This window comes from Intestinimonas sp. RTP31139st1_F5_RTP31139_211217 (genome assembly GCF_040226735.1).
In the GTDB taxonomy this organism is placed as follows: domain Bacteria; phylum Bacillota; class Clostridia; order Oscillospirales; family Oscillospiraceae; genus Intestinimonas; species Intestinimonas butyriciproducens.
Genome location: NZ_JBCOAQ010000005.1, coordinates 98,027 through 116,724, shown reverse-complemented (window position 1 = coordinate 116,724; position 18,698 = coordinate 98,027). Strand labels below are relative to the sequence as shown.

General features: G+C 55.8%; 20 protein-coding genes, 1 tRNA gene and 1 pseudogene. 13 read left to right on the top strand and 9 right to left on the bottom strand.

Features of this window, described 5'->3' with window-relative positions:
* Window positions 1-22 precede the first annotated feature (22 nt).
* From ABUA09_RS06055 to ytvI, 3 genes are all read right to left on the bottom strand, one after another.
* Window positions 23-1,459, bottom strand: coding sequence for a TrkH family potassium uptake protein (locus ABUA09_RS06055; protein WP_033117859.1), 1,437 nt, complete (start codon window positions 1,457-1,459; stop codon window positions 23-25).
* Window positions 1,456-2,847, bottom strand: a complete 1,392-nt coding sequence (gene trkA / locus ABUA09_RS06050) for a Trk system potassium transporter TrkA (protein WP_033117860.1) — start codon at window positions 2,845-2,847, stop codon at window positions 1,456-1,458. The genes ABUA09_RS06055 and trkA overlap by 4 nt, the downstream gene beginning before the upstream one ends.
* 171 nt (window positions 2,848-3,018) lie before the next feature.
* Complete coding sequence (gene ytvI / locus ABUA09_RS06045; protein WP_208319200.1) at window positions 3,019-4,092, bottom strand: sporulation integral membrane protein YtvI; 1,074 nt, start codon at window positions 4,090-4,092, stop codon at window positions 3,019-3,021.
* A 201-nt stretch (window positions 4,093-4,293) separates the two neighbouring features.
* On the opposite strand from ytvI, the gene ABUA09_RS06040 reads away from it, so the two are divergent.
* From ABUA09_RS06040 to ABUA09_RS05980, 11 genes and pseudogenes are all read left to right on the top strand, one after another.
* The gene (locus ABUA09_RS06040) at window positions 4,294-4,734 is read left to right on the top strand and encodes an ACT domain-containing protein (RefSeq protein ID WP_033117862.1); all 441 of its coding nucleotides are present in this window, start codon (window positions 4,294-4,296) and stop codon (window positions 4,732-4,734) included.
* A gap of 31 nt (window positions 4,735-4,765) precedes the next feature.
* Complete coding sequence (locus ABUA09_RS06035) at window positions 4,766-5,977, top strand: homoserine dehydrogenase (protein WP_033117863.1); 1,212 nt, start codon at window positions 4,766-4,768, stop codon at window positions 5,975-5,977.
* A 101-nt stretch (window positions 5,978-6,078) separates the two neighbouring features.
* Window positions 6,079-7,302, top strand: coding sequence for an aspartate kinase (locus tag ABUA09_RS06030; RefSeq protein WP_033117864.1), 1,224 nt, complete (start codon window positions 6,079-6,081; stop codon window positions 7,300-7,302).
* Window positions 7,303-7,331: 29 nt separating this feature from the next.
* Window positions 7,332-7,568, top strand: a complete 237-nt coding sequence (locus ABUA09_RS06025) for a hypothetical protein (RefSeq protein WP_165816319.1) — start codon at window positions 7,332-7,334, stop codon at window positions 7,566-7,568.
* On the top strand, window positions 7,495-8,823 hold the full coding sequence (locus ABUA09_RS06020) for an MATE family efflux transporter (RefSeq protein WP_279202711.1): 1,329 nt from the start codon (window positions 7,495-7,497) through the stop codon (window positions 8,821-8,823). The genes ABUA09_RS06025 and ABUA09_RS06020 overlap by 74 nt, the downstream gene beginning before the upstream one ends.
* A 366-nt stretch (window positions 8,824-9,189) precedes the next feature.
* Window positions 9,190-9,342 carry a hypothetical protein gene (locus tag ABUA09_RS06015; protein ID WP_156113762.1) on the top strand — a complete coding sequence of 51 codons (153 nt, stop codon included), beginning with the start codon at window positions 9,190-9,192 and terminating at the stop codon, window positions 9,340-9,342.
* 7 nt (window positions 9,343-9,349) lie between these two features.
* Window positions 9,350-9,424: transfer RNA gene (locus tag ABUA09_RS06010), tRNA-Thr, on the top strand.
* A 430-nt stretch (window positions 9,425-9,854) separates the two neighbouring features.
* Window positions 9,855-10,220 carry a hypothetical protein gene (locus ABUA09_RS06000; RefSeq protein WP_058117503.1) on the top strand — a complete coding sequence of 122 codons (366 nt, stop codon included), beginning with the start codon at window positions 9,855-9,857 and terminating at the stop codon, window positions 10,218-10,220.
* 409 nt (window positions 10,221-10,629) lie between these two features.
* Window positions 10,630-10,854, top strand: a pseudogene (locus ABUA09_RS18325) (CatB-related O-acetyltransferase); the annotation flags it as partial.
* Between the two features lie 518 nt (window positions 10,855-11,372).
* On the top strand, window positions 11,373-11,567 hold the full coding sequence (locus ABUA09_RS05985; protein WP_195607779.1) for a hypothetical protein: 195 nt from the start codon (window positions 11,373-11,375) through the stop codon (window positions 11,565-11,567).
* 73 nt (window positions 11,568-11,640) lie between these two features.
* Window positions 11,641-11,802 carry a DUF6440 family protein gene (locus tag ABUA09_RS05980; RefSeq protein ID WP_033116327.1) on the top strand — a complete coding sequence of 54 codons (162 nt, stop codon included), beginning with the start codon at window positions 11,641-11,643 and terminating at the stop codon, window positions 11,800-11,802.
* 109 nt (window positions 11,803-11,911) lie between these two features.
* Here the strand turns inward: ABUA09_RS05980 and ABUA09_RS05975 are convergent, their stop codons facing one another.
* The gene (locus ABUA09_RS05975; protein ID WP_147586098.1) at window positions 11,912-12,220 is read right to left on the bottom strand and encodes a hypothetical protein; all 309 of its coding nucleotides are present in this window, start codon (window positions 12,218-12,220) and stop codon (window positions 11,912-11,914) included.
* 519 nt (window positions 12,221-12,739) lie between these two features.
* Window positions 12,740-14,101 carry a vWA domain-containing protein gene (locus tag ABUA09_RS05970; RefSeq protein WP_195607778.1) on the bottom strand — a complete coding sequence of 454 codons (1,362 nt, stop codon included), beginning with the start codon at window positions 14,099-14,101 and terminating at the stop codon, window positions 12,740-12,742.
* A 204-nt stretch (window positions 14,102-14,305) separates the two neighbouring features.
* On the opposite strand from ABUA09_RS05970, the gene ABUA09_RS18320 reads away from it, so the two are divergent.
* Window positions 14,306-14,494 (top strand): hypothetical protein, encoded by a 189-nt coding sequence (locus ABUA09_RS18320; RefSeq protein ID WP_033116325.1) that lies wholly within the window; start codon window positions 14,306-14,308, stop codon window positions 14,492-14,494.
* 705 nt (window positions 14,495-15,199) lie between these two features.
* Here the strand turns inward: ABUA09_RS18320 and ABUA09_RS05960 are convergent.
* From ABUA09_RS05960 to ABUA09_RS05945, 4 genes are all read right to left on the bottom strand, one after another.
* Entirely contained in the window at window positions 15,200-15,793 is a 594-nt protein-coding gene (locus ABUA09_RS05960; protein ID WP_033116324.1) for a LysO family transporter, read from the bottom strand.
* Complete coding sequence (locus ABUA09_RS05955) at window positions 15,790-16,140, bottom strand: LysO family transporter (protein WP_227151755.1); 351 nt, start codon at window positions 16,138-16,140, stop codon at window positions 15,790-15,792. Before ABUA09_RS05955 ends, ABUA09_RS05960 begins: the two co-directional genes overlap by 4 nt.
* A 158-nt stretch (window positions 16,141-16,298) precedes the next feature.
* A complete protein-coding gene (locus ABUA09_RS05950; protein ID WP_279204494.1) occupies window positions 16,299-17,660 on the bottom strand; it encodes an MATE family efflux transporter in 1,362 nt (453 codons plus the stop codon).
* A gap of 178 nt (window positions 17,661-17,838) precedes the next feature.
* Window positions 17,839-18,162, bottom strand: a complete 324-nt coding sequence (locus tag ABUA09_RS05945; RefSeq protein ID WP_502880741.1) for a phosphopantothenoylcysteine decarboxylase domain-containing protein — start codon at window positions 18,160-18,162, stop codon at window positions 17,839-17,841.
* Here ABUA09_RS05945 and ABUA09_RS05940 point away from each other — a divergent pair.
* The gene (locus tag ABUA09_RS05940; RefSeq protein WP_279204495.1) at window positions 18,134-18,589 is read left to right on the top strand and encodes a type III pantothenate kinase; all 456 of its coding nucleotides are present in this window, start codon (window positions 18,134-18,136) and stop codon (window positions 18,587-18,589) included. The two genes, ABUA09_RS05945 and ABUA09_RS05940, sit on opposite strands and share 29 nt — an antisense overlap.
* Window positions 18,590-18,698 lie beyond the last annotated feature (109 nt).

Below are 18,698 nucleotides of genomic sequence, written 5' to 3'. Positions count from 1 at the left end.
GCGCAGGATCGCGGGGAGACGCCTACACCCTCTGCCAGGCATTCTTACTGAAGAGGACCAGGATGGGAAAGACCTCAAGTCTCCCCACGATCATGCACAGAGAGAGGACCAGCTTCGTCAGGGGAGAAAAGATGGAGAAGTTGCCCATGGGGCCGACCAGTTCCAGGCCGGGACCGATGTTGCCGATACAGGCCACCACTGCCGTAAAGGTTGTTCCAAAGGAGAAGTTATCCAGGGCGACGAGCAGCGTGGCCCCGAAGGTGATGAGCATATAGGACCCCAGGAAGATCATCACGGTATGGAGTATCTTTTCATCCACGACCCGGCCGTCCAAGCGGACCACATTGACGGAACGGGGATGGAGGATCTGGCGGATCTCCCGCCCGATACATTTAAAGAGAAGCAGGACCCGGGAGCACTTTACGCCGCCGCCGGTAGAGCCGGCGCAGGCCCCGCAGAACATAAGGATCACCAGCAGGGCCCGGGAGAACTCCGGCCAGAGGTCGAAATCCACGCTGGAGAAACCGGTGGTGGAGATGATAGAGGAGACCTGAAAGAAGGCGTGGCGCAGGGAGGTCAGAAAGGAGCCGTACATGCTCTGGATATTGCAGGCGATGAGGAGAACGGAACCGCCCACCACGCTGGCAAAAAAACGGAGTTCATCGCTTTTGAGCGCCTGCCGCCATTTTCCGCACAGGATCAGGAAGTAGAGGGCAAAATTCACGGAAAAGAGAAGCATAGCGATGCCGAGGACGATCTCCACCGCGGGGCTTTGGTAGGCGCCGACGGACAGGTTGCGGGTGGAGAAGCCGCCCGTGCCGGCAGTGGCAAAGGCATGTGTCACCGAGTCGAACCAGTCCATTCCGGCGGCCCGCAGGGCAAGGATCACCAGCACCGTGAGGACCAGATAGATGCCGTACAGGATCTTGGAGGACTGAGAGGATTTGGGCACCAATTTACTGATGATGGGCCCGGGCGACTCGGCCTTCATCACATGAAGCGTGCGCGCGCCCAGGGAGGGGAGAAGGGCGATGGTCAGGACCAAGATCCCCATGCCGCCCAGCCAATGGATGAAGGAGCGCCAGAAGAGAATGCCCTTCGGAAGAGGCTCCACAGCTGTGAGGATAGAGGCTCCGGTGGTGGTGAAGCCGGAGATGGACTCGAACAGGCAGTCCACAAAACTGGGAAAATAGCCGGAGAATTGGAAGGGAAGCGCCCCGAAAAAACCCACCAGAAGCCAGATGAGTCCGGCCGAAAAGAAGCCCTCTCTGGAATTGAAACGCGTGTCGGCCCTCAGTAGAGATAAAAGAAGACCGGCCAGCGCGGTAATGCCCATCGCAGACAGGAACGGCATGGGGTCCTCCCGGTAGAGCAGGGTGACCAGCAGAGGAAGGACCATACAGGCGGCGGCTACCAGCAGGGTTTTGCCCGCCAGCTTGAATACCAGCTTAAAATTCATTGATTTCCGGCCCCCAGGTCAAGGATGGAGTCATCGAAGATGTCGTTGATGTCCAGAATCCCCTGATTGCTGGAGATGATGATCACAGTGTCGCCCAGTTCAATGGTGGAGGAGCCCTCGGGAATGATGGTACGCCCCTGGTGGACGATGACGGCGACCAGAATCCCCTTTTTCAACCTCAGGTCCTTCAGCGGCGTGCCCAGATGGCGGGTAGTCTCGTTGACCACGAATTCAGCGGCCTCCGCACCGCCGTCCGCGATGCGGTAGAGGGTGCTCATAACGCTGCCCTTGCTGTTCTGCATCCCGCGGACGATGTGCAGGATCTGGTTTGCGGTAAAGAGCTTGGGAGAGATGACGCTGTCCAGGCCCAGATCCCGCACGATGCCGGTGTAGTTTTGCCGGTTACATTTGGCCACGACTTTGGCGACCTTGCGCTGCATGGCGTAGAGGGAGATGATCAGGTTGTCCTCGTCCCGCCCGGTGAGGGCCACAAAGGCGTCGGCATCCTCCAGGTTTTCCGATTCCAGGAGTTCCTGGTCGGTGCCGTCGCCGCAGATGATCAGGCTGTGAGGAAGGATCTCGGAGAGCTGGCGGCAGCGCGCTTCGCTGAGCTCCACGATCTTTACGTGCATATTCATGCGCTCCAGGATGGCGGAGAGATAGTAGGTGATGCGCCCGCCGCCCACCACGAACACATTGCGGATATGGGGGGCGTAACGGCCGATCAGCTTGAAGAACTCATGTACGCCGAGAGGGGCCCCGATCACATAGATCCGGTCCTCGGCCTGGGGGACGAAGGAGCCGTCCGGGATGATGACCTCTCCATTCCGCTCCGCGGCGCAGAAAAGGATGGGGAGGTTCCGCACCTGCTGCGAGAGGGCGGAGAGGGGCTGGCCCAAGAAAAAATCCTCCTCCCGGGCCCGAAAGCTCATGAGCTCCACGCGACCGCGGTAGAAGGTCTCGATATTGGCGGCAGAGGGAAACCGGAGCAGCCGGGCGATTTCCACCGCGGTGGCGTTCTCCGGGTTAATCAGGGTGTCGATGCCCATATCGTGCTTGAGGGCGCTGGCGTCCACCGTATATTCGACGTTGCGGACCCGCGCGATGGTGAAACGGGTGCCCAGGCGCTTGGCGGTGAGGCAGCAGACCATGTTGATCTCGTCCATGCTGGTGGCGGCGATGAGAAGATCGGCTGTGTCGGCGCCGGCCTCCCGGAGTGCGGTGATGGAAGCGCCGTTTCCTTTGATGCACATGACGTCCAAGGATTCGTCGGCTTTGCGCAGGGCCTCCTCGCTGGTGTCCACAATGGTGACATTGTGCTCCTCACGGGAGAGATGCTCAGCCAGTGTGTAGCCGACTTTGCCGTCGCCGACAATAATAATGTTCAAGGTGCGTACATCCTCTCTGCTCGGCCCCATGGTGCTCACGGCGGGCCGTCTTTACACCATCCTAATATAGACTATCGTACAGGGATAAGCAAGGGGGAAATCCGAGGTTTTCGGAGAAAATCAATGAAAAAAGGGACGGCATCCGGAGGAGGGAGGGCACACCCCGCGGACTCAGTCCCGCCACAGCCGCACGATACCGCAGTCGTGGGCCTCCTTGATCAGGATGGCGGCCAGGGGGGAGAGCACCATCCCGACCACACCGAAGGCCCGGAACCCCACATACATGCACAGCAGCGCGGCCAGGGGGGGAAGGCCGACGCGGTCTCCCACCAGCTTGGGCTCCAGCAGGCTGCGCACCAGGGACACGATCAGGTAGAGGACGAAGAGCCCAAGCGCCATGGAAAAACGGCCTGAAAGCAGTTCCAGCAGGGCCCAGGGGATCAGCACGGTGCCGGTGCCGAATACGGGCAGGGCATCCACCAGCGCGGTGAGGGCCGCCAGCAGGATGGAGAGATCCACGCCGAGAAACAAAAAACCCAGGGTCAGTTCGCCGAAGGTGATGAGCATCAGCATGCCCTGGGCTTTCAGCCAGCCGCCGGCGGTTGCCCGGAAGCGGCGGCACCCGGTCCGGAGCGCAGGCCGCCAGGAGGGAGGCGCCTGTCGGCGAAGAAAAGCGAGGAGCGCGGGCCGTCCGGCGGAGATAAAATAGGTGGCAAGACCGGTGGTGAAAAGAAAAAGTCCCCAATCCGGCAGGGCCGCAAGTGCGGATACCGTCCAGGTGGACAAGGTGCGGTAGAGCCAGTCGGGCAGCGCGGCGCTCTGCGCCGCCAGGGTCTCCAGCGCCTCCCGCAGCGGTTCCTGCATTTGGGGCGGGGCGGCGATGATGAAGCGATAGGCCCACCGCTCCAGCGGAGCGCCCAGGGAGGGCAGGGCGGAAAGCAGGGAGGGCAGGCGTCCAAGCAGGAGAGAGCCCTCATACCAGAGCCGCCAGACGCACAAAAAGAGCACGGCGCCCACTGCGAGCAGCAACAGAACCGTGCACAGCGCCGCTGCCGCCCAGCGCGGCAGGCGCAGCCGGTCCATAAAAAAAGTCACCGGGCGTTCCAGTAAGGCGGCGAGGAGCAGAGCGAGGAGGAAGGGGAGTGTCCACGGAAGGAGGAAATGGAGCGCCAGCCATAGGGCGGCCCCTCCAAGCGCCAAGTAGGCGACTGTGAGAAGAAATTTCAGATGTTTATTCTCGGGCATGACGGACCTCCTCACATTATGGTTACTATGACGGAAAAATCCGGCATAGTGCGTCAAAAATCGTGGTATGTTCCCGGAATTCGGGCTTGCACCCGCCAGAGGACTGTGCTAAAATAAACTTCACACGTGGACAAATGACTCTGTAACAAAGACAAATGTACCCGCTTAGAATGAAGAGACAGGACCAGGGAGGTGTATGAAATGGCGAACCCGCCGAAATACTTTATTGTAGAGGCCAACGCACTGCCGGAAATATTCAGAAAGGTCGCGGAGGCCAAGCGATTGCTGGAGACCGGAGAGGCGGAGACGGTCCATCAGGCCACGGGCATGACCGGGATCAGCCGGAGCGCATTCTATAAATATAAGGATGCGGTGCGACCCTTCAACGATATGCTCCATGGCCGCATCGTGACCTTCCAGACCCGGCTGAGGGACGAGCCGGGCGTCCTCTCGTCAGTCCTCAATAGCTTTGCCGTCTCCGGCGCGAATATTCTCACCATCAATCAGGGCATTCCGGTGAGCGGCTGCGCGCTGGTAACCATCGGGGCTGAGACTTCGGGACTCCATATCCCGGTAGAGGAGCTGCTCTCTCGTACGACGGCGCTCAGAGGCGTCCTCAAATGTGAGATTCTGGCCGGGTAGGCAATTCAGTACGCGAGGAGAGTTTGATGGTATGGTAAATGTTGCAATTCTGGGCTTTGGCACGGTGGGGTCCGGTGTGGCCGAGGTGCTGGCCAAAAATGGGGAACATATCGACCAAAAGGTGGAGACGCCCGTCCGCCTGAAATATATTTTGGATGTGCGCGACTTTCCGGAGAGCCCCTTTCAGGACAAGATCATCCATGATTTTTCTACCATTGAAAACGACAAGTCGGTAGATATCGTTGTGGAGACCATCGGTGGGGCCACAGTGGCCCTGGACTATACGCGCCGGGCGTTGCGGGCCGGGAAGAGCGTGGTTTCCTCCAATAAGGAGCTGGTGGCCGAGCGCGGGTACGAGCTCATCCAACTGGCGTCTCAAATGGGCGTGAGCTATCTGTTTGAGGCGAGCGTGGGCGGCGGCATCCCTATTCTGCGTCCCCTCTCTCAGTGCCTGGCCGCCAACGAGCTCACAGAGATCTGCGGAATCCTGAACGGCACGACAAATTATATCCTCACCCGCATGATACGCGCGGGCCTCTCCTTTGAGGCCGCGCTGAAAGAGGCCCAGGAGAACGGTTATGCAGAAAAGGACCCCACCGCCGACGTGGAAGGACACGACGCCTGCCGGAAGATCTGTATTCTCGCCTCCATCGCCTTCGGCCGTCACGTGTACCCCCGGCAGGTACCCACCGAGGGGATCACCGGCGTCACGCTGGCCGACGTGGCCTACGCTGAGTCGTGCAACCGGAAGATCAAGCTGCTTGGACGGGCGGTAAAGGAGCTGGACGGAAAGATCTGCGCCTATGTGGCCCCTCATCTTATAGATGCGGAGGCGCCTTTGGCCGGGGTGGAGGACGTGTTCAACGCCATTATGGTCAAAGGGGACGCCATTGGAGACGTGATGTTCTATGGCCGGGGCGCGGGAAAACTGCCCACCGCTTCCGCCGTTGTGGCCGATGTGATGGACGCCGCCCGGCATATCCGTTCCCGAAAGCGGGTGGAGTGGGGCCCCGGCGGAGAGGATGTGACGGTGTCGCCGGAGGGCGTCCCCTTCCGGTGGTATGTCCGCTGCGCCGGGACCGCCGAAAAGGTACGCGCCGCCGGGCTGGATGCCGCGCTGCTCTCCCGGCCGGGTGCGCCGGCGGACGAGGTGGCCTTCCTCACCAGGGCCATGCCCCGGGGCGAGCTGATGTCTGCCCTCTCCGGCATGGAGCTTGGCTCGCTGTTCCGGGTCCTGGAGTGAGGGCATAGAATGGCATAGGCTTCTCCAGCTCCCTCCCCGGAGCATACCTCCGAGGAGGGAGGACCTGGCTTTTACACGTAACTCTTAGGGGGTACATATACATGTCACTCATTGTACAGAAATTCGGCGGGACCTCCGTCGCGGATGCGGACCGGATCCGCAACGTGGCCCGCATCATTACGGAGACCTACCGCCGGGGACACAGCCTGGTGGTGGTCCTCTCCGCACAGGGAGACACTACGGATGACCTCATCGCCAAAGCAGGGGAGATCAATCCCAAGGCCTCCAAGCGGGAGATGGACATGCTGCTCTCGACCGGCGAGCAGATTTCCTGCGCCCTGTGCGCCATGGCCATTGAGGCGATGGGGTATCCGGTGGTCTCTCTGACAGGCTGGCAGGCCGGCTTCAAAACCAACTCGGCCTATGGCGCGGCCCGGATCAAGAACGTCCGTACCGAGCGTATTTTGGCGGAGCTGGACAAGCGGAAGATCGTCATCGTCACCGGATTCCAGGGCATCAACAAGTATGGCGACGTTACCACACTGGGGCGGGGGGGTTCGGATACCTCGGCGGTGGCTCTGGCGGCCACCCTGCATGCCGACCTGTGTCAGATCTACACCGATGTGGACGGCGTGTTCACCGCCGATCCCCGCTCCGTCAAGGGGGCCCGGAAGCTGGACGAGATCACCTATGACGAGATGCTGGAACTGGCCACCTTGGGCGCTCAGGTCCTGCACAACCGCTCCGTGGAAATGGCCAAGCGCTATAATGTCAATCTGGAGGTCCTCTCCAGCTTTTCCGGACAGCCCGGAACGAAAGTCAAGGAGGTTGCAAAAACCATGGAAAAGCCCTATGTCAGCGGCGTAGCCAAGGACAAAAACATCGCGCGCCTGGCCCTGGTGGGCCTGCCGGATAAGCCGGGCACCGCCTTCCGCATCTTCTCCACGCTAGCAAAGTACGGGATCAACGTGGATATCATCCTCCAATCCATCGGACGCAACAACACCAAGGATATCAGCTTCACGGTGGGGCACGAGGATATGGATAAGGCCCGGCAGGTCATGAGTGAGATGAAGGACATTCTGGGCTTTGACCACATCGACGTTACGGATGAGATCGCCAAAGTCTCAATTGTAGGCGCGGGCATGATCAATAATCCCGGCGTGGCCTCCCTGATGTTCGAGGCGCTTTACAACGCGGGAATCAATATCCATATGATCTCCACCAGTGAGATCAAGGTCTCCGTGCTGGTAGATAAATGCGACGCGGACAATGCCGTTCAGGTCATACACGACCGGTTCTTTGAGGAATATGGAAGCCTGTAGGGGAACAGAAAGACAAAGGCGGCCCGTTCATGGAACGGGCCGCCTGTTCTATTGTGGACTTTATGCAGGATAGGTCCTACCATTTTGAAAATCACATCATTTCTTCCAATTGTATTCGTGGAGCAAACCGCTATAATCACTATAGTAAATCAGCGGAAGTATACTATGTGGAATGCGGAGGAAGCCTTGAAAATGAAGGGAAACAACATCCTGAAGCTCTCCTGGCCGATTTTTGTGGAGTTGCTGCTCCAGATGCTGGTGGGTAACGCGGACCAGATCATGGTAGGCTGGCGGGACCCCAACGGCGTAGGGGCCATCGGCAACGCCAATCAGATCACCAACCTCCTACTGCTGGTATTTTCCGTGGTCTGTACAGCCGCTATGATCCTGATTTCCCAGTACATCGGCGCCAAAGATACCAAGCGGGTGAACCAGACTTATACGGTGGCGCTCCTGATGAATCTGGTATTCGGCCTTCTGGTCAGCGCCGTGCTGGTCCTCGGCTGCGGACCTATTTTCAGATTGATGGGTGTCCATGCGCTGATTTTTGAAGAGACATGCCTTTATATGCGCCTCATTGGGCTGGGTATGATGTTCCAGGCGGTTTACCTCACATTTACTGCCTTTTTCCGCAGCAGCCAGATGATGAAGGAGACCATGGTGATCTCCGTGGTGATGAACTGTCTGAACATCGGCGGAAACTATGTGCTCATCAACGGCCTGGGCCCCATTCCGGCCATGGGGATCGCGGGTGCCGCCATCTCCAGCGGTCTGTCCCGGATCATGGGTGCGGCCATCATCGCCGTGCTCTTCCGCAGAACCTTTGGGCCAGTCATCTCACTGCGTTGCCTCCGGCCCTTTCCCTGGGACCAGCTTAAACGGCTCCTGGCCATCGGCGTGCCCACAGGAGGGGAGTCGGTCTCCTATAATGGTTCTCAGATCTGCATTCAGACGGTGTGCAATCGTTTTGCCGCATATGTGGTAAATACGCGGGTCTATGCCAACTTGTTTGCCAATGTGACCTATCTGTTCGGCTCAGCTCTGTCACAGGCCTGCCAGGTCGTTGTGGCGAGGCTCATGGGCGCAGGCGAGATTGTCGAGACGGACCGGAACGTAAAGCGCACGGCACTGGCAGCGGTGGCGGTGTCGGGTATCCTATCAGTGGTCCTCTGGCTGCTTGCACGGCCCATTTACGGCATTTTTACAAAAGATGAGCAGGTCCTGACGCTGGCGGGGACCATCATGCTCATTGAGATCCCTCTAGAGCTGGGGCGCGCGGTGAATATGGTCATGTGCCGGGCCCTTCAGGCCTGCGGCGATATCCGCTTCCCCATCACCATCTGTATCGTTGACGCTTGGCTGGTGGGTGTGGGAGGCAGCGTTCTTCTGGGGGTGGTCCTGGGGTGGGGACTGGCAGGCCTCTGGGCGGCAATGGCCATCGATGAGTGTATTCGGGCGGTGCTGTTTCTGAGCCGCTGGAACAGCCGGGCCTGGAGCCGGAAGCATCTTTTGGAGGAATAGGACTCAGGCGGCGCACGGTCGGGTGACGGCCATGCGCCGTTTTTTTGTCTTCGGTGGAGGGAAAAAGATTATGTATACTAAGTTGAGAGGCTAAAAGAGAAGAGAATTAGAGATTGAGCCCTGTGGAAAAAACGGTGAAAAAGTGGAAAAGCTGTTGAAAAAGAAGGGGCGAGTGGGTGTGGATAAACCTGTGGATAATGTGAATAACTCTTTGTAGATGAGATTACTGCTTGAAATTATGTAAATGGAACAAGTGTATTCTGGATGAAAATAGAAAATTAAAAGTTAAAAATATCGGCTATAATCGGAGAAATAACAATCTTTTTGATGAAATGCCAAATAGAAATTTCAGGAGGAACGACAGATATGTCCGCTCAGGGAAGGCAGAGCGGCTTTGGCACAGGGGAGAAAGCACAGGGATATACAGAAGGTAATATAAAAGCAAACAAAGAAAAGACAAGGTTGGTGATTGACGGCGCGAAAAAAATGTGCTATCATAATTTACCGTCAAGTCTATGATTGATTTGCTACTGTGGCTCAGGGGTAGAGCAGCGCACTCGTAATGCGCAGGTCGTCAGTTCAAATCTGACCAGTAGCTCCATAAAAAACGAACGCTTGATACCGTAGGCATTCAGCCTACGGTATCAAGCGTTTTCGGGGATTTTGTCTCTAAAAATTCGTAAAACGAACAAATTATGAAAATGGAGATTTCGGAGTAACTGACGGGAGTTGAACTCCCGACAATCGCAGCCAAAGGCCAGCGCCCTTTTTGAGAGGGCGCTGGCCTGATGATATGCTCCCTGTCAAGTAGACAAAGTAAGAAATAAAAGTTAGCAGAGGATTCTATTGTATGTAGGATTCTCTGCGCATTTATTTTTTGGAGGTTGCGATGAATTCTGCCGGCGTCATGCAGCCAAGCTTTTTTTGATACCGGTCGTTGTTATAAAAGTCCATGTATGCATAGGGTGAGTTTATCATTTCTGGTGAACAGGCCAAGGTGCTTGCATCTGGGAAATAAAGGAGAAAAACAAATGAGAATCAAAGTAATTGGTAAGGCCCGCCTGTCTGGTACTTCCAAGAAAACCGGCAAGCCCTATGACTTCGTTCAAATCCATTATAATGGCAAGGCCCGTGGTGTTGACGGTCTGGCCGCTATAACCCTTTCTCTGGACTCCCGTGACTATCCCCTGGAAACGGAGTTTTACCGTATTTATGAGAATGCTCCCGGGCTGATGCGTCAGGCTGTGAAGATCGGCTGGACACAGAATGTGGTCATTCTGGAGGCGGAGCTGACGAAACAAATTCATTCCGCCGAGCATTTGGAAATTGTTCTCGACTGTCAGGAGGGCGTGTGCTATACTGAGCCTATCGAAAACAGCACAGGAGAACGGAAATGAACAGGATACTCTTCGTCTGCCACGGCAGTATCTTGAAGAAATCCGAAAAAGCCTGTAAAATCAATGATTTTACAATGGAAAAAGGCATTTACTACACCACTACTACACCATTTTTGAAAGAGCCTTGAAATGATATGATTATGAGAAAATATGAAATACGGTAAGGCGGCAGTTTCCGAAAAGAGGAAGCTGCCGCCTGTTTTACAGATAGAGAAATTGTGGAAACAAAGATAAATTGATGATTGGAAAATTTTGTTCAATAGCTTGTGGGGCAAAATTTATTTTTAACAGTGCGAACCATACATTATCTTCTTTATCAACATATCCTTTCCCTATATTTTTTGAAGAATGGGAGTTAGACTGTAAAGATGTTGCTAATGCATAGGACAATAAAGGTAATATTATTGTCGGTAATGATGTTTGGATTGGATATGAAGCTGTTATATTTGCGGGTGTTACTATAGGTGACGGGGCAATTATCGGCACTCGTGCCGTAGTTACAAAAGATGTTCCACCATATACGATTGTCGGAGGAATACCAGCTAAACCGATAAGAAAACGATTTTCAGAAAATGTAATAAATACATTATTGTTAATAAAGTGGTGGGATTGGTCAAGGGAGAAAATAAGCGAAAAAATCCATGCAATACAAACAGGTGAAATTGACCAGTTACTATAAAATGTTAATGTTGCTTTGCGGCTTTGCTAATTGGTAATCAGAGGGGGCGGCAGTCTAAACGCTGCTGTCCCTCTGAAATATAAATGTAACTATTAACCATGCACCGCCCCATGTGGGAGAAAGGGGGAATCATTTATGCCTTGCACGGAAGCATACAGAGAACATATCATGTATACGTTCAATGGCTATTGCAAGACCGTCATGCGCTTTGCGGCTATCAAGCAGATGGAGGCAAAAGGAAATATCCCTTGAATACCTCACAGAAGAAAAGTTTTACCATTTAGGCACAACAGACGAATATTTTGAAGCACCCTATGAAGAATACCCCATTACGATATGCGGTCAGACAGTTATCCTCACCAATGGGGAACTTGCTGCCGCCCTGTTATCTCTGCCGGATAGAAACCGGGAAATCATTTTCCTTTATTTTTCGGGGATTATACACAGCAGGAAATCGGGGAAGTGTACGGACGTTGCCGGAGTACGACCGGGTATCTAATCCGCAGGACTTTGCGGTTCCTGCAAAGGAAAATGGAGGTGCTTTCGCATGGAGAATCCGAATCGCTGCCATTGAAAACGGGCATATCGACAGGGATACCGAGGACAGCATAAAACAGCGGCTTGTCGCTGCCCTGTTCAAGTTCCGCTTTGATGAACAGGAAGTATAAAGAATCCCTTTTGTTTTTCGAGAAAAGGTATATAATAAAGCAATGGAAAATCGGAATTTAAGGAGGAATATTTATGGAGCGTTTTAAAAAGATTTATCAGCAGGGAAAGATTGATGTGGTTGAAATTTGGGTTGATACACAAACTGGTGTAAACTATGTTTTTCACAGAAATGGAAATGCGGCAGGATTTACCCCATTGCTTGACAAAGATGGAAAACCAATAGTAAGTCAATAATGCTACAAATTCGTGTTTGTAGAATTGTATACTAAAAACTGAATAACCGCCGCTACATAGAACGGCATACCAAGACAGGGAATCAAAAAAGATTTCCTGTTTTTTGCGCTTATTTTTGGCAATTTTCATTTTTCGGTGGTGTGGGAAGTGAAAAGAAAATGAAGAAATTTTCGCAAATCTCCGTCAATTTTGCTTTTTGTGGTGTTGTAGGTATTAGGGGGAGAAATATCTCCGCTACTTTGGCAGAATCCTCACTTGCGGCATGAAAGGTATTGACGGAAGCCCACACCGAGGAAGCCGCCACTTTCTTAGAGCGAGTGGGGCAACTCGAACGCCCGGCATCTTGCTCCCCAATCGAGCGCGATACCACCTTCGCTACACCCGGATTTTTGGTTTTATTTCCGTATGGGTCAAACACAGCCGCCTCCGCTAAGACACTCAGCGGAGGCGGCTTGCTTAGGAACACAGTTCTGCCATAAATGTAGCAACTACGTTACCGTTGCAATCAATGTCACAGGTAAGATTCGTGAAGCGCACGTTAGAGTGGGTACGGTCGAAGTTACCAATACAGTCGCGGAATATAACGCTGTCTTCAAAAGATCTGCTCTTTTTGTTGCCTTTGCAATCGACGTATTTAACGGCAATGCCAAAACCAGCGCTGAGGACGCACCCACATTGGGTCTTATAGCAATGTAACCCCTTATGGTAGACATAGCAGTACCTAAAACTGCCGAAGCCGCAGATGGGGGGGAAGCGCCTTCGTACACATTGACGGAATTCACGGCAGGACGGCTCCAGCGGCACCGACACACAGGCGGAAACAAAGGGTTGGCAAGGCGGAAGGACAATTTCGATCATAGTGTGCTTGCCTCCTTCGGCGAGATGGGGGAACGGGATAACCGTTCCCCCATCTGGCAGTCAAATCAGATGGATTCTTTTACGAGAGCGTCACAACAGCGGGGCAGCAGGTGAAGTCGTTGTCAATATAGTGGGCCATGAACTGCGCCTGTAGTACACGCTCTGTACAAAGTCCTACGCCGTCGTCCGGCAGGACAAAACGGATACACGTGACCAGCACATCCGAGCAGGTCGGACGCGCATGTCCGGGAATGGTAAAAAATTTGATACCCCGGGGCTGAGGCACATCGTCCTGGTCCAGCTCCGTCAGCACCACAGCCAGTGCCACCCGTCTGCCAGGGCAGACATTTAACAGGTTGACATCCAGTTGTAGAACCCGGCCTGTATCCTCCAGAGCGAGGTCCCCGGCATTGAATTCCACAAAGTCCTCGCAGCCGTCCAGAGTGACGTCCACGGGCTCGGGGCAGGTGTCGGCGGGGAAGGTGGGCTCACAGTTTACGAAAACTTCCGGGTTGCCAAAGCTGACCTGGTTTCCCTCCGTATCCGTATACGTGAGCGATTGATCCACGTGTTTGATGCCGGTCGTGTCAGCGATATGCTTGATGGTAAAGGTCACGGTAGCACTCTCCGTGATGGAGACCCCCAGCTGGTCGATGGACCAGCGGAAGGAGGTCCCTGTCAGAAGGGAAATGGTTCCCTTTGTGGTGACCGGAGGGGCTATAATAACAAAGTCCGGGTTAAGGGCTTCATTGATCACGATATTGGTCGCCCCAGGAACGGAAATATTGGCCGCCAGATCAGCAAAGAGCTGCTCCAAATCGGCACTGGTCGGCGCAACCGCCACATGGGTGACGTCCGGGTCGGTGGCCCAGTCGTTGAGGGCGTCCACGTCGATCCCCGTATTGCCAATGAGGCCGATGCAGTAGATCGTAATACCCATGGCCCGGGCCGCCGCCGCAATGGGAGAGGGATCTGGCCCGGTGGTGGTTTCCCCGTCCGTAAACATGACCATGACGCGGTTATTTGTGGAGGTGCTTAGCAGCGCTGTGGCCTGGGTGAACGCGGCACCGTGATTGGTCAGGCCGTCGGCGGTCAGTGCGGCGGTAGCAGCTTTCAGGGCGGCCACCGAGGTGATGAGGCCGGTGTCCTGAACTGCGGTATCCGCAAAGCTCACGATCCCGATATGGCTGCCGGAACCGATCTGGTCCGGAGCGCCGCCCGTCGCCTGAGCGATGATATCAATAAACGTATTCACGCCGATCTTCAGGTCGGCGAGAGACTGTCCCGCCATGCTGCCGGAGCGGTCGAGGATGAGCACAATGTCGGTCGGATTGCTTACGATATCGGGTGCCGCCGTAATGCCAATGGTCACATCCAGAGTGCCGTTGCAGGGAATGGCGGTAATACCGCCGATAGATTTACTGGAACTGATAATGCCCATATCTTCCAATACCTCTTCTACTTTGATTTGAGCATCTCTGCTCTGTATCAGTATATTCCCAACACGTCCATTTGCACTTGAAACAGCCATGGCCTGACCGCCAACATATCCGACCATGTTCGACTTCACTATTCTTTTGAGGACAGTTTTACAGTGTAGCGCCGGTTCAGAGAGCAAAAATTATTTATGCGGGTTTGACTCGGCGTGCTGAACGCCTACGGCGCGGTCCGGTGGAGCATTGAGGTGGACATCAAGTCCTTTATCGCCCCAAAGTTTGAAAACAATGTCATTCTAGCCAGCACCGAGCAGCTCATCATGAACACCCCGGCCCAAGATTTCGGCCAACGCCCGCAATCTGAACGCCTGTATCATCGGCTCGCCCGGCCCGGGTAAGACCCACTTCTGGCGCACCCCCCGGTTGCTCCAAGCTCATTCCTCGTATGTCGTTGTCGATCCAAAATCCAGCGTCCCCTCCCAAGGGGACTTTCTGCAAGGGCAGGGTAATAGAATCAGGGTTTTCAAGAGCATCGACTTTTTCAAGAGTATGCACTATAGCTTACTCATTATTAAAAAAGATAGAAAAAAGATAGTTCAATTGTTGAAGTTAAGAATTTCTATCGGTCCAAGGGATGGGTTCGAAAGTGTTCGTACTTTCCACGTCGGGGCAAACTCCGCTTTGCTCCGACGTCTTTTTATCCTCGGAACAAAAAGAACGCATCGGCCCGCTCCCTTTTCCTGGGGGCAAAGTCGAACCCGCTCCCTTAGGCTTTGACTTTGCGGCCGCTCTTCCAGCTTGTTTCAAGCGATATATCGCTTGAAACGAGCTTTTCTCTCTCCATGAAAGGCATCCTTACGCCTCCTCTGGTATCGGCCATTCTGCCGGGGGCGCATTTGACAAGGCTTGCCTTCAGCAGCGCTTTTTCACGGCTGGAAAACAGCGATTGGCCCGTTAAGAACAAAAAGAAACACCAGCCTGTCAGCTGGTGTTTCTTTTTGAGATCGGATGCGCACGAAGCGAGGGGCAAAAACGTTCGGCCTGTGTGTCGTTATTGCGGAGGTCCAGGGATGCCTCTGCCACGACGGAGCGATTTTCACACGTCAAAGCTGCATGATCAGAGGGACAAGCACTGGTACGGCAAAGGAGAGAATGACGCCGGAGACAAAGGAGTAGATGGTGATACGCTCGTGAGTGGAACCCACCACAACGGGCAGAACGGTGTCCATCGCCGCGGCGCCGGGCAGGGCGACACATTCAATGAAGCCCAGGCGCTGGGCAACGATGGGAATGAGAAGGATGGAACCCACCTCCCGCATAACATTGGAGAGAAAAGCCACGGCGGAGAGGGTGGCCGAATAGGAGGAGAGGAGCATGGGTGCCAGGGAATACCAACCAAAACCGGCGCTGGCGGCCATGGCCTCCTGGGCGGTGAGGGGCAGGAAAAGGCTGCTTACGGCGGCAAAGCCGATGGTCCCCACGGCTACAGCGACAGGGATCAGAAGGACCTTAAAGCCGGCGGCCCTGATATCCCGCCAGACGTTGCCCTGCCTCCCCATGTCCACACCCACCAGAAAGAGGATTAGACAGAGTCCCACGGTAATAAAGGTGCCACAGTGGGCGGCCAGGGCCTCGGGAACAAAGAAGTACCCGGCCAGAATGCCGCCGACAACGGCGCCAATGATCCACTTAGTCATAGCTTGCCCTCCTCCTGTTCACAGTCGGTCCGCTTCTGCGCGGCGGTACGGCCTTCCCGGTCCAGCTTCAGGAGCCGGCGGACCAGAGAGACACACAGGATGGAGCCGGCCAGGGCAAAAACGGTGATGATCAGGGCGGAGAGCCCGATCTCCCCCAGGGAGGAGATCACCTTGTCGTCCGCACCGATCTCCACGCCGAGAACGGCGATCAGAGCAATGAGGGCCACAAACTGTACCCTTCCGAGCCAGGGAAGTTCCCGGCTCCGCACCGATTTGCGGGAGCCCACGAGAACGCCCATTGCCAACATCCCGATGTACAGGAGGAGGCTGAAATCCATATACTGCATGTGACGAATCTCCTTCTCTTTGATGGCGCGATCTCTTCCCACTGAGACCGCTCAACCAATCCACACCTCGTAAGGGTAGCAGATATGGCGGGGGATTGCAAGCGGCAGAGAGAAAAAACGGGACCGGCAGTGGCCGGTCCCGTTTTTAGAGCGTGCGTTTAAATCACGGTTTTGGTCTTCCAGCGCCCACGGAGGAAGCGGAAAAGAAACACGGCGGCGCGGAGGACCCAGTCGATGAACATGGCGATCCACACACCCAACAGACCAATATAGGGCACCAACAGATAGGAAAAACCCACCCGGAACACCCACATGGAGAACATGGAGACGATCATGGTGAATCTGGCGTCTCCGGCGGCGCGGAGGGCGTTGGGCAGAACAAAGGACATAGGCCAGAAAACAGCGGTGAAGACCGAGCACCAGCGGAGGACCTCCACGGCCATCCGGGCGGCGGCAGGCGTAAGCCCGAAAAAGGACACCACCGGGCCTGCGGCAAAGAAGAGGGATAGGCTCAGCGCGCCCATGGACAGATAGACGATGGTCATGAGCTTCCTGGTATAACCCACGGCCTGCCTGGAGTCGCCCGTCCCCATACACTGGCCGACCACAGTGATCAAAGACAGGGACACGGCGTTGCCCGGGACATTGACCATGGCGGCCACGCTGTTGGCAATGGCGTTGGCAGCGGTGGCGGAAGTGCCCAGGGGAGTGACCAGCCCCAGCACCATCAGCTTCCCGACCTGGAACATACCATTTTCCATGCCGTTGGGGACGCCGATGCGGAGAATCTTTTTGACCAACTGATTCTGAAATTCCGGGCGGAACAGTCCGGAGATATGGATGGGGTTGTGGGGCTGGCAAATGAGCCAGGTCATGAGAAGCGCGCCCACCAGGCGGGAGGCCAGGGTGCCGAAACCGGCGCCCGCCACACCGATGCCCACACCGTAGATGAGCACGGCGTTGAGACCGATGTTGACGATATTCATGAGGAGGGAGGCGAACATGGAGACCTTGCTGTTGCCCATGGAACGGAACAGGGCGGCCCCGGCGTTGTAGATGGCGAGGAAGGGATAAGAGATGGAGGTGAGAAGAAAGTAGGTCATGGCGGCGGTCATCACGTCGTCATCCAGCGTTCCGAAGACCAGCCGCAGAATGGGTTCGCGAAAAAGAAGGCAGACGGCCATCATAGCAGTGGAGAGAGCCGCAATGGCATAAAAAAGCTGCTTGGCGGCAGCGCAGGCATTGGGCTCATCCCGGGACCCCAGGTATTGCGCGGCCACCACCGCGCCGCCGGTGGCCAGGGCGGAGAAAATATTGATGAGCAGGATGCTGATGTTGTCCACTAGGGACACGCCAGAGACGGCGTGTTCGCCCACCGAGGTCACCATCATCGTGTCGGCCATACCGATGGTCATGGCCAGAAACTGTTCAATGACAAGAGGGATGATCAGCCGCCGCAGCGCACTGCCGGAAAAAAGCGGTGGGCGAACGTCCGTCTGAACTGCAACCTGTTCCTGCATGAAAGTTCCTCCTATCCTGCTGTCTTGCAATCAATCGACAAACACCCATTTTACCACGGCGGAATAGAATTGCAACGAGGATATTATACAAAAAAGAGGAACAAAAGCCTGCGGACTTGAGAGCGGATCCCATGGAAAGGCCGGGAGAACGTCCTGACGCTGGGGCTGGTGACCGGGGCTAAGTCCGGGTGCTCCTCAGGGTCAGAAGCTCATCCAGCAGCCTGTGAGCGGCCTCGTCCTTGGAGAGGAGTGGGAGGGGAGTCTCCCGCTCCGCGGTGATGAGGGTGAGCAGGTTGGTGGCGGTTCCAAACCCCGCGCCCTCCTCCCTGAGGTTGTTGGCGGCGATCAGATCCAGGTGCTTTTTCACCAGCTTCTTCCGGGAATTTTCAAGGAGGTCGCGGGTCTCCATAGAGAAGCCGCACAGGAGCTGTCCGGGACGGCGGCGCCCTCCGCCGGCCAGTCTGCCTGAGCCTATGATTCTGACCGTTGATATTGGGAACACGAATGTAGTCGCGGGCGGCTTTGCGGGGGAGGAGCCCTCCTTCGTGGACCGCCTGCCCAGCAGCCGGGAGTGGGACGGGACCGCATGGCGTGAGGCGCTGGGCGAGCTCCTCCGGGAGAGGGGACTGACGGTAGACAAGATAGCAGGAAGCGCGCTTTGCTCCGTGGTGCCGGAACTGACGGAGCGCCTTCGAAGCGCCCTGCGGGAGGTGACGCGCCGCCCTGTGCGGACAGTTGATGCAGGGCTGGACGTCGGACTCGTCCTGGCCGGCTATGACCGACGGGCGCTGGGCAATGACAGGGTGGTGGATGCGGTATCCTGCATGCAGAGCGGGGCGATTTACGGCGCTGCGGCCCAGATCGACGGCCTGACGGCGCGGGTGGAGCGGCCTGGTCTGTCCCTACTGCCGGCGAGCGGTGTTCCATGACGAACATTTCTACCGGGGTATACGGGGAAGCGCGGCCGGACAGACCTGACGCACCGTACCTCTGCCACGGGGGTACTGCACGCCGGGAAAGGAAAGGAGGGGGGGGGGG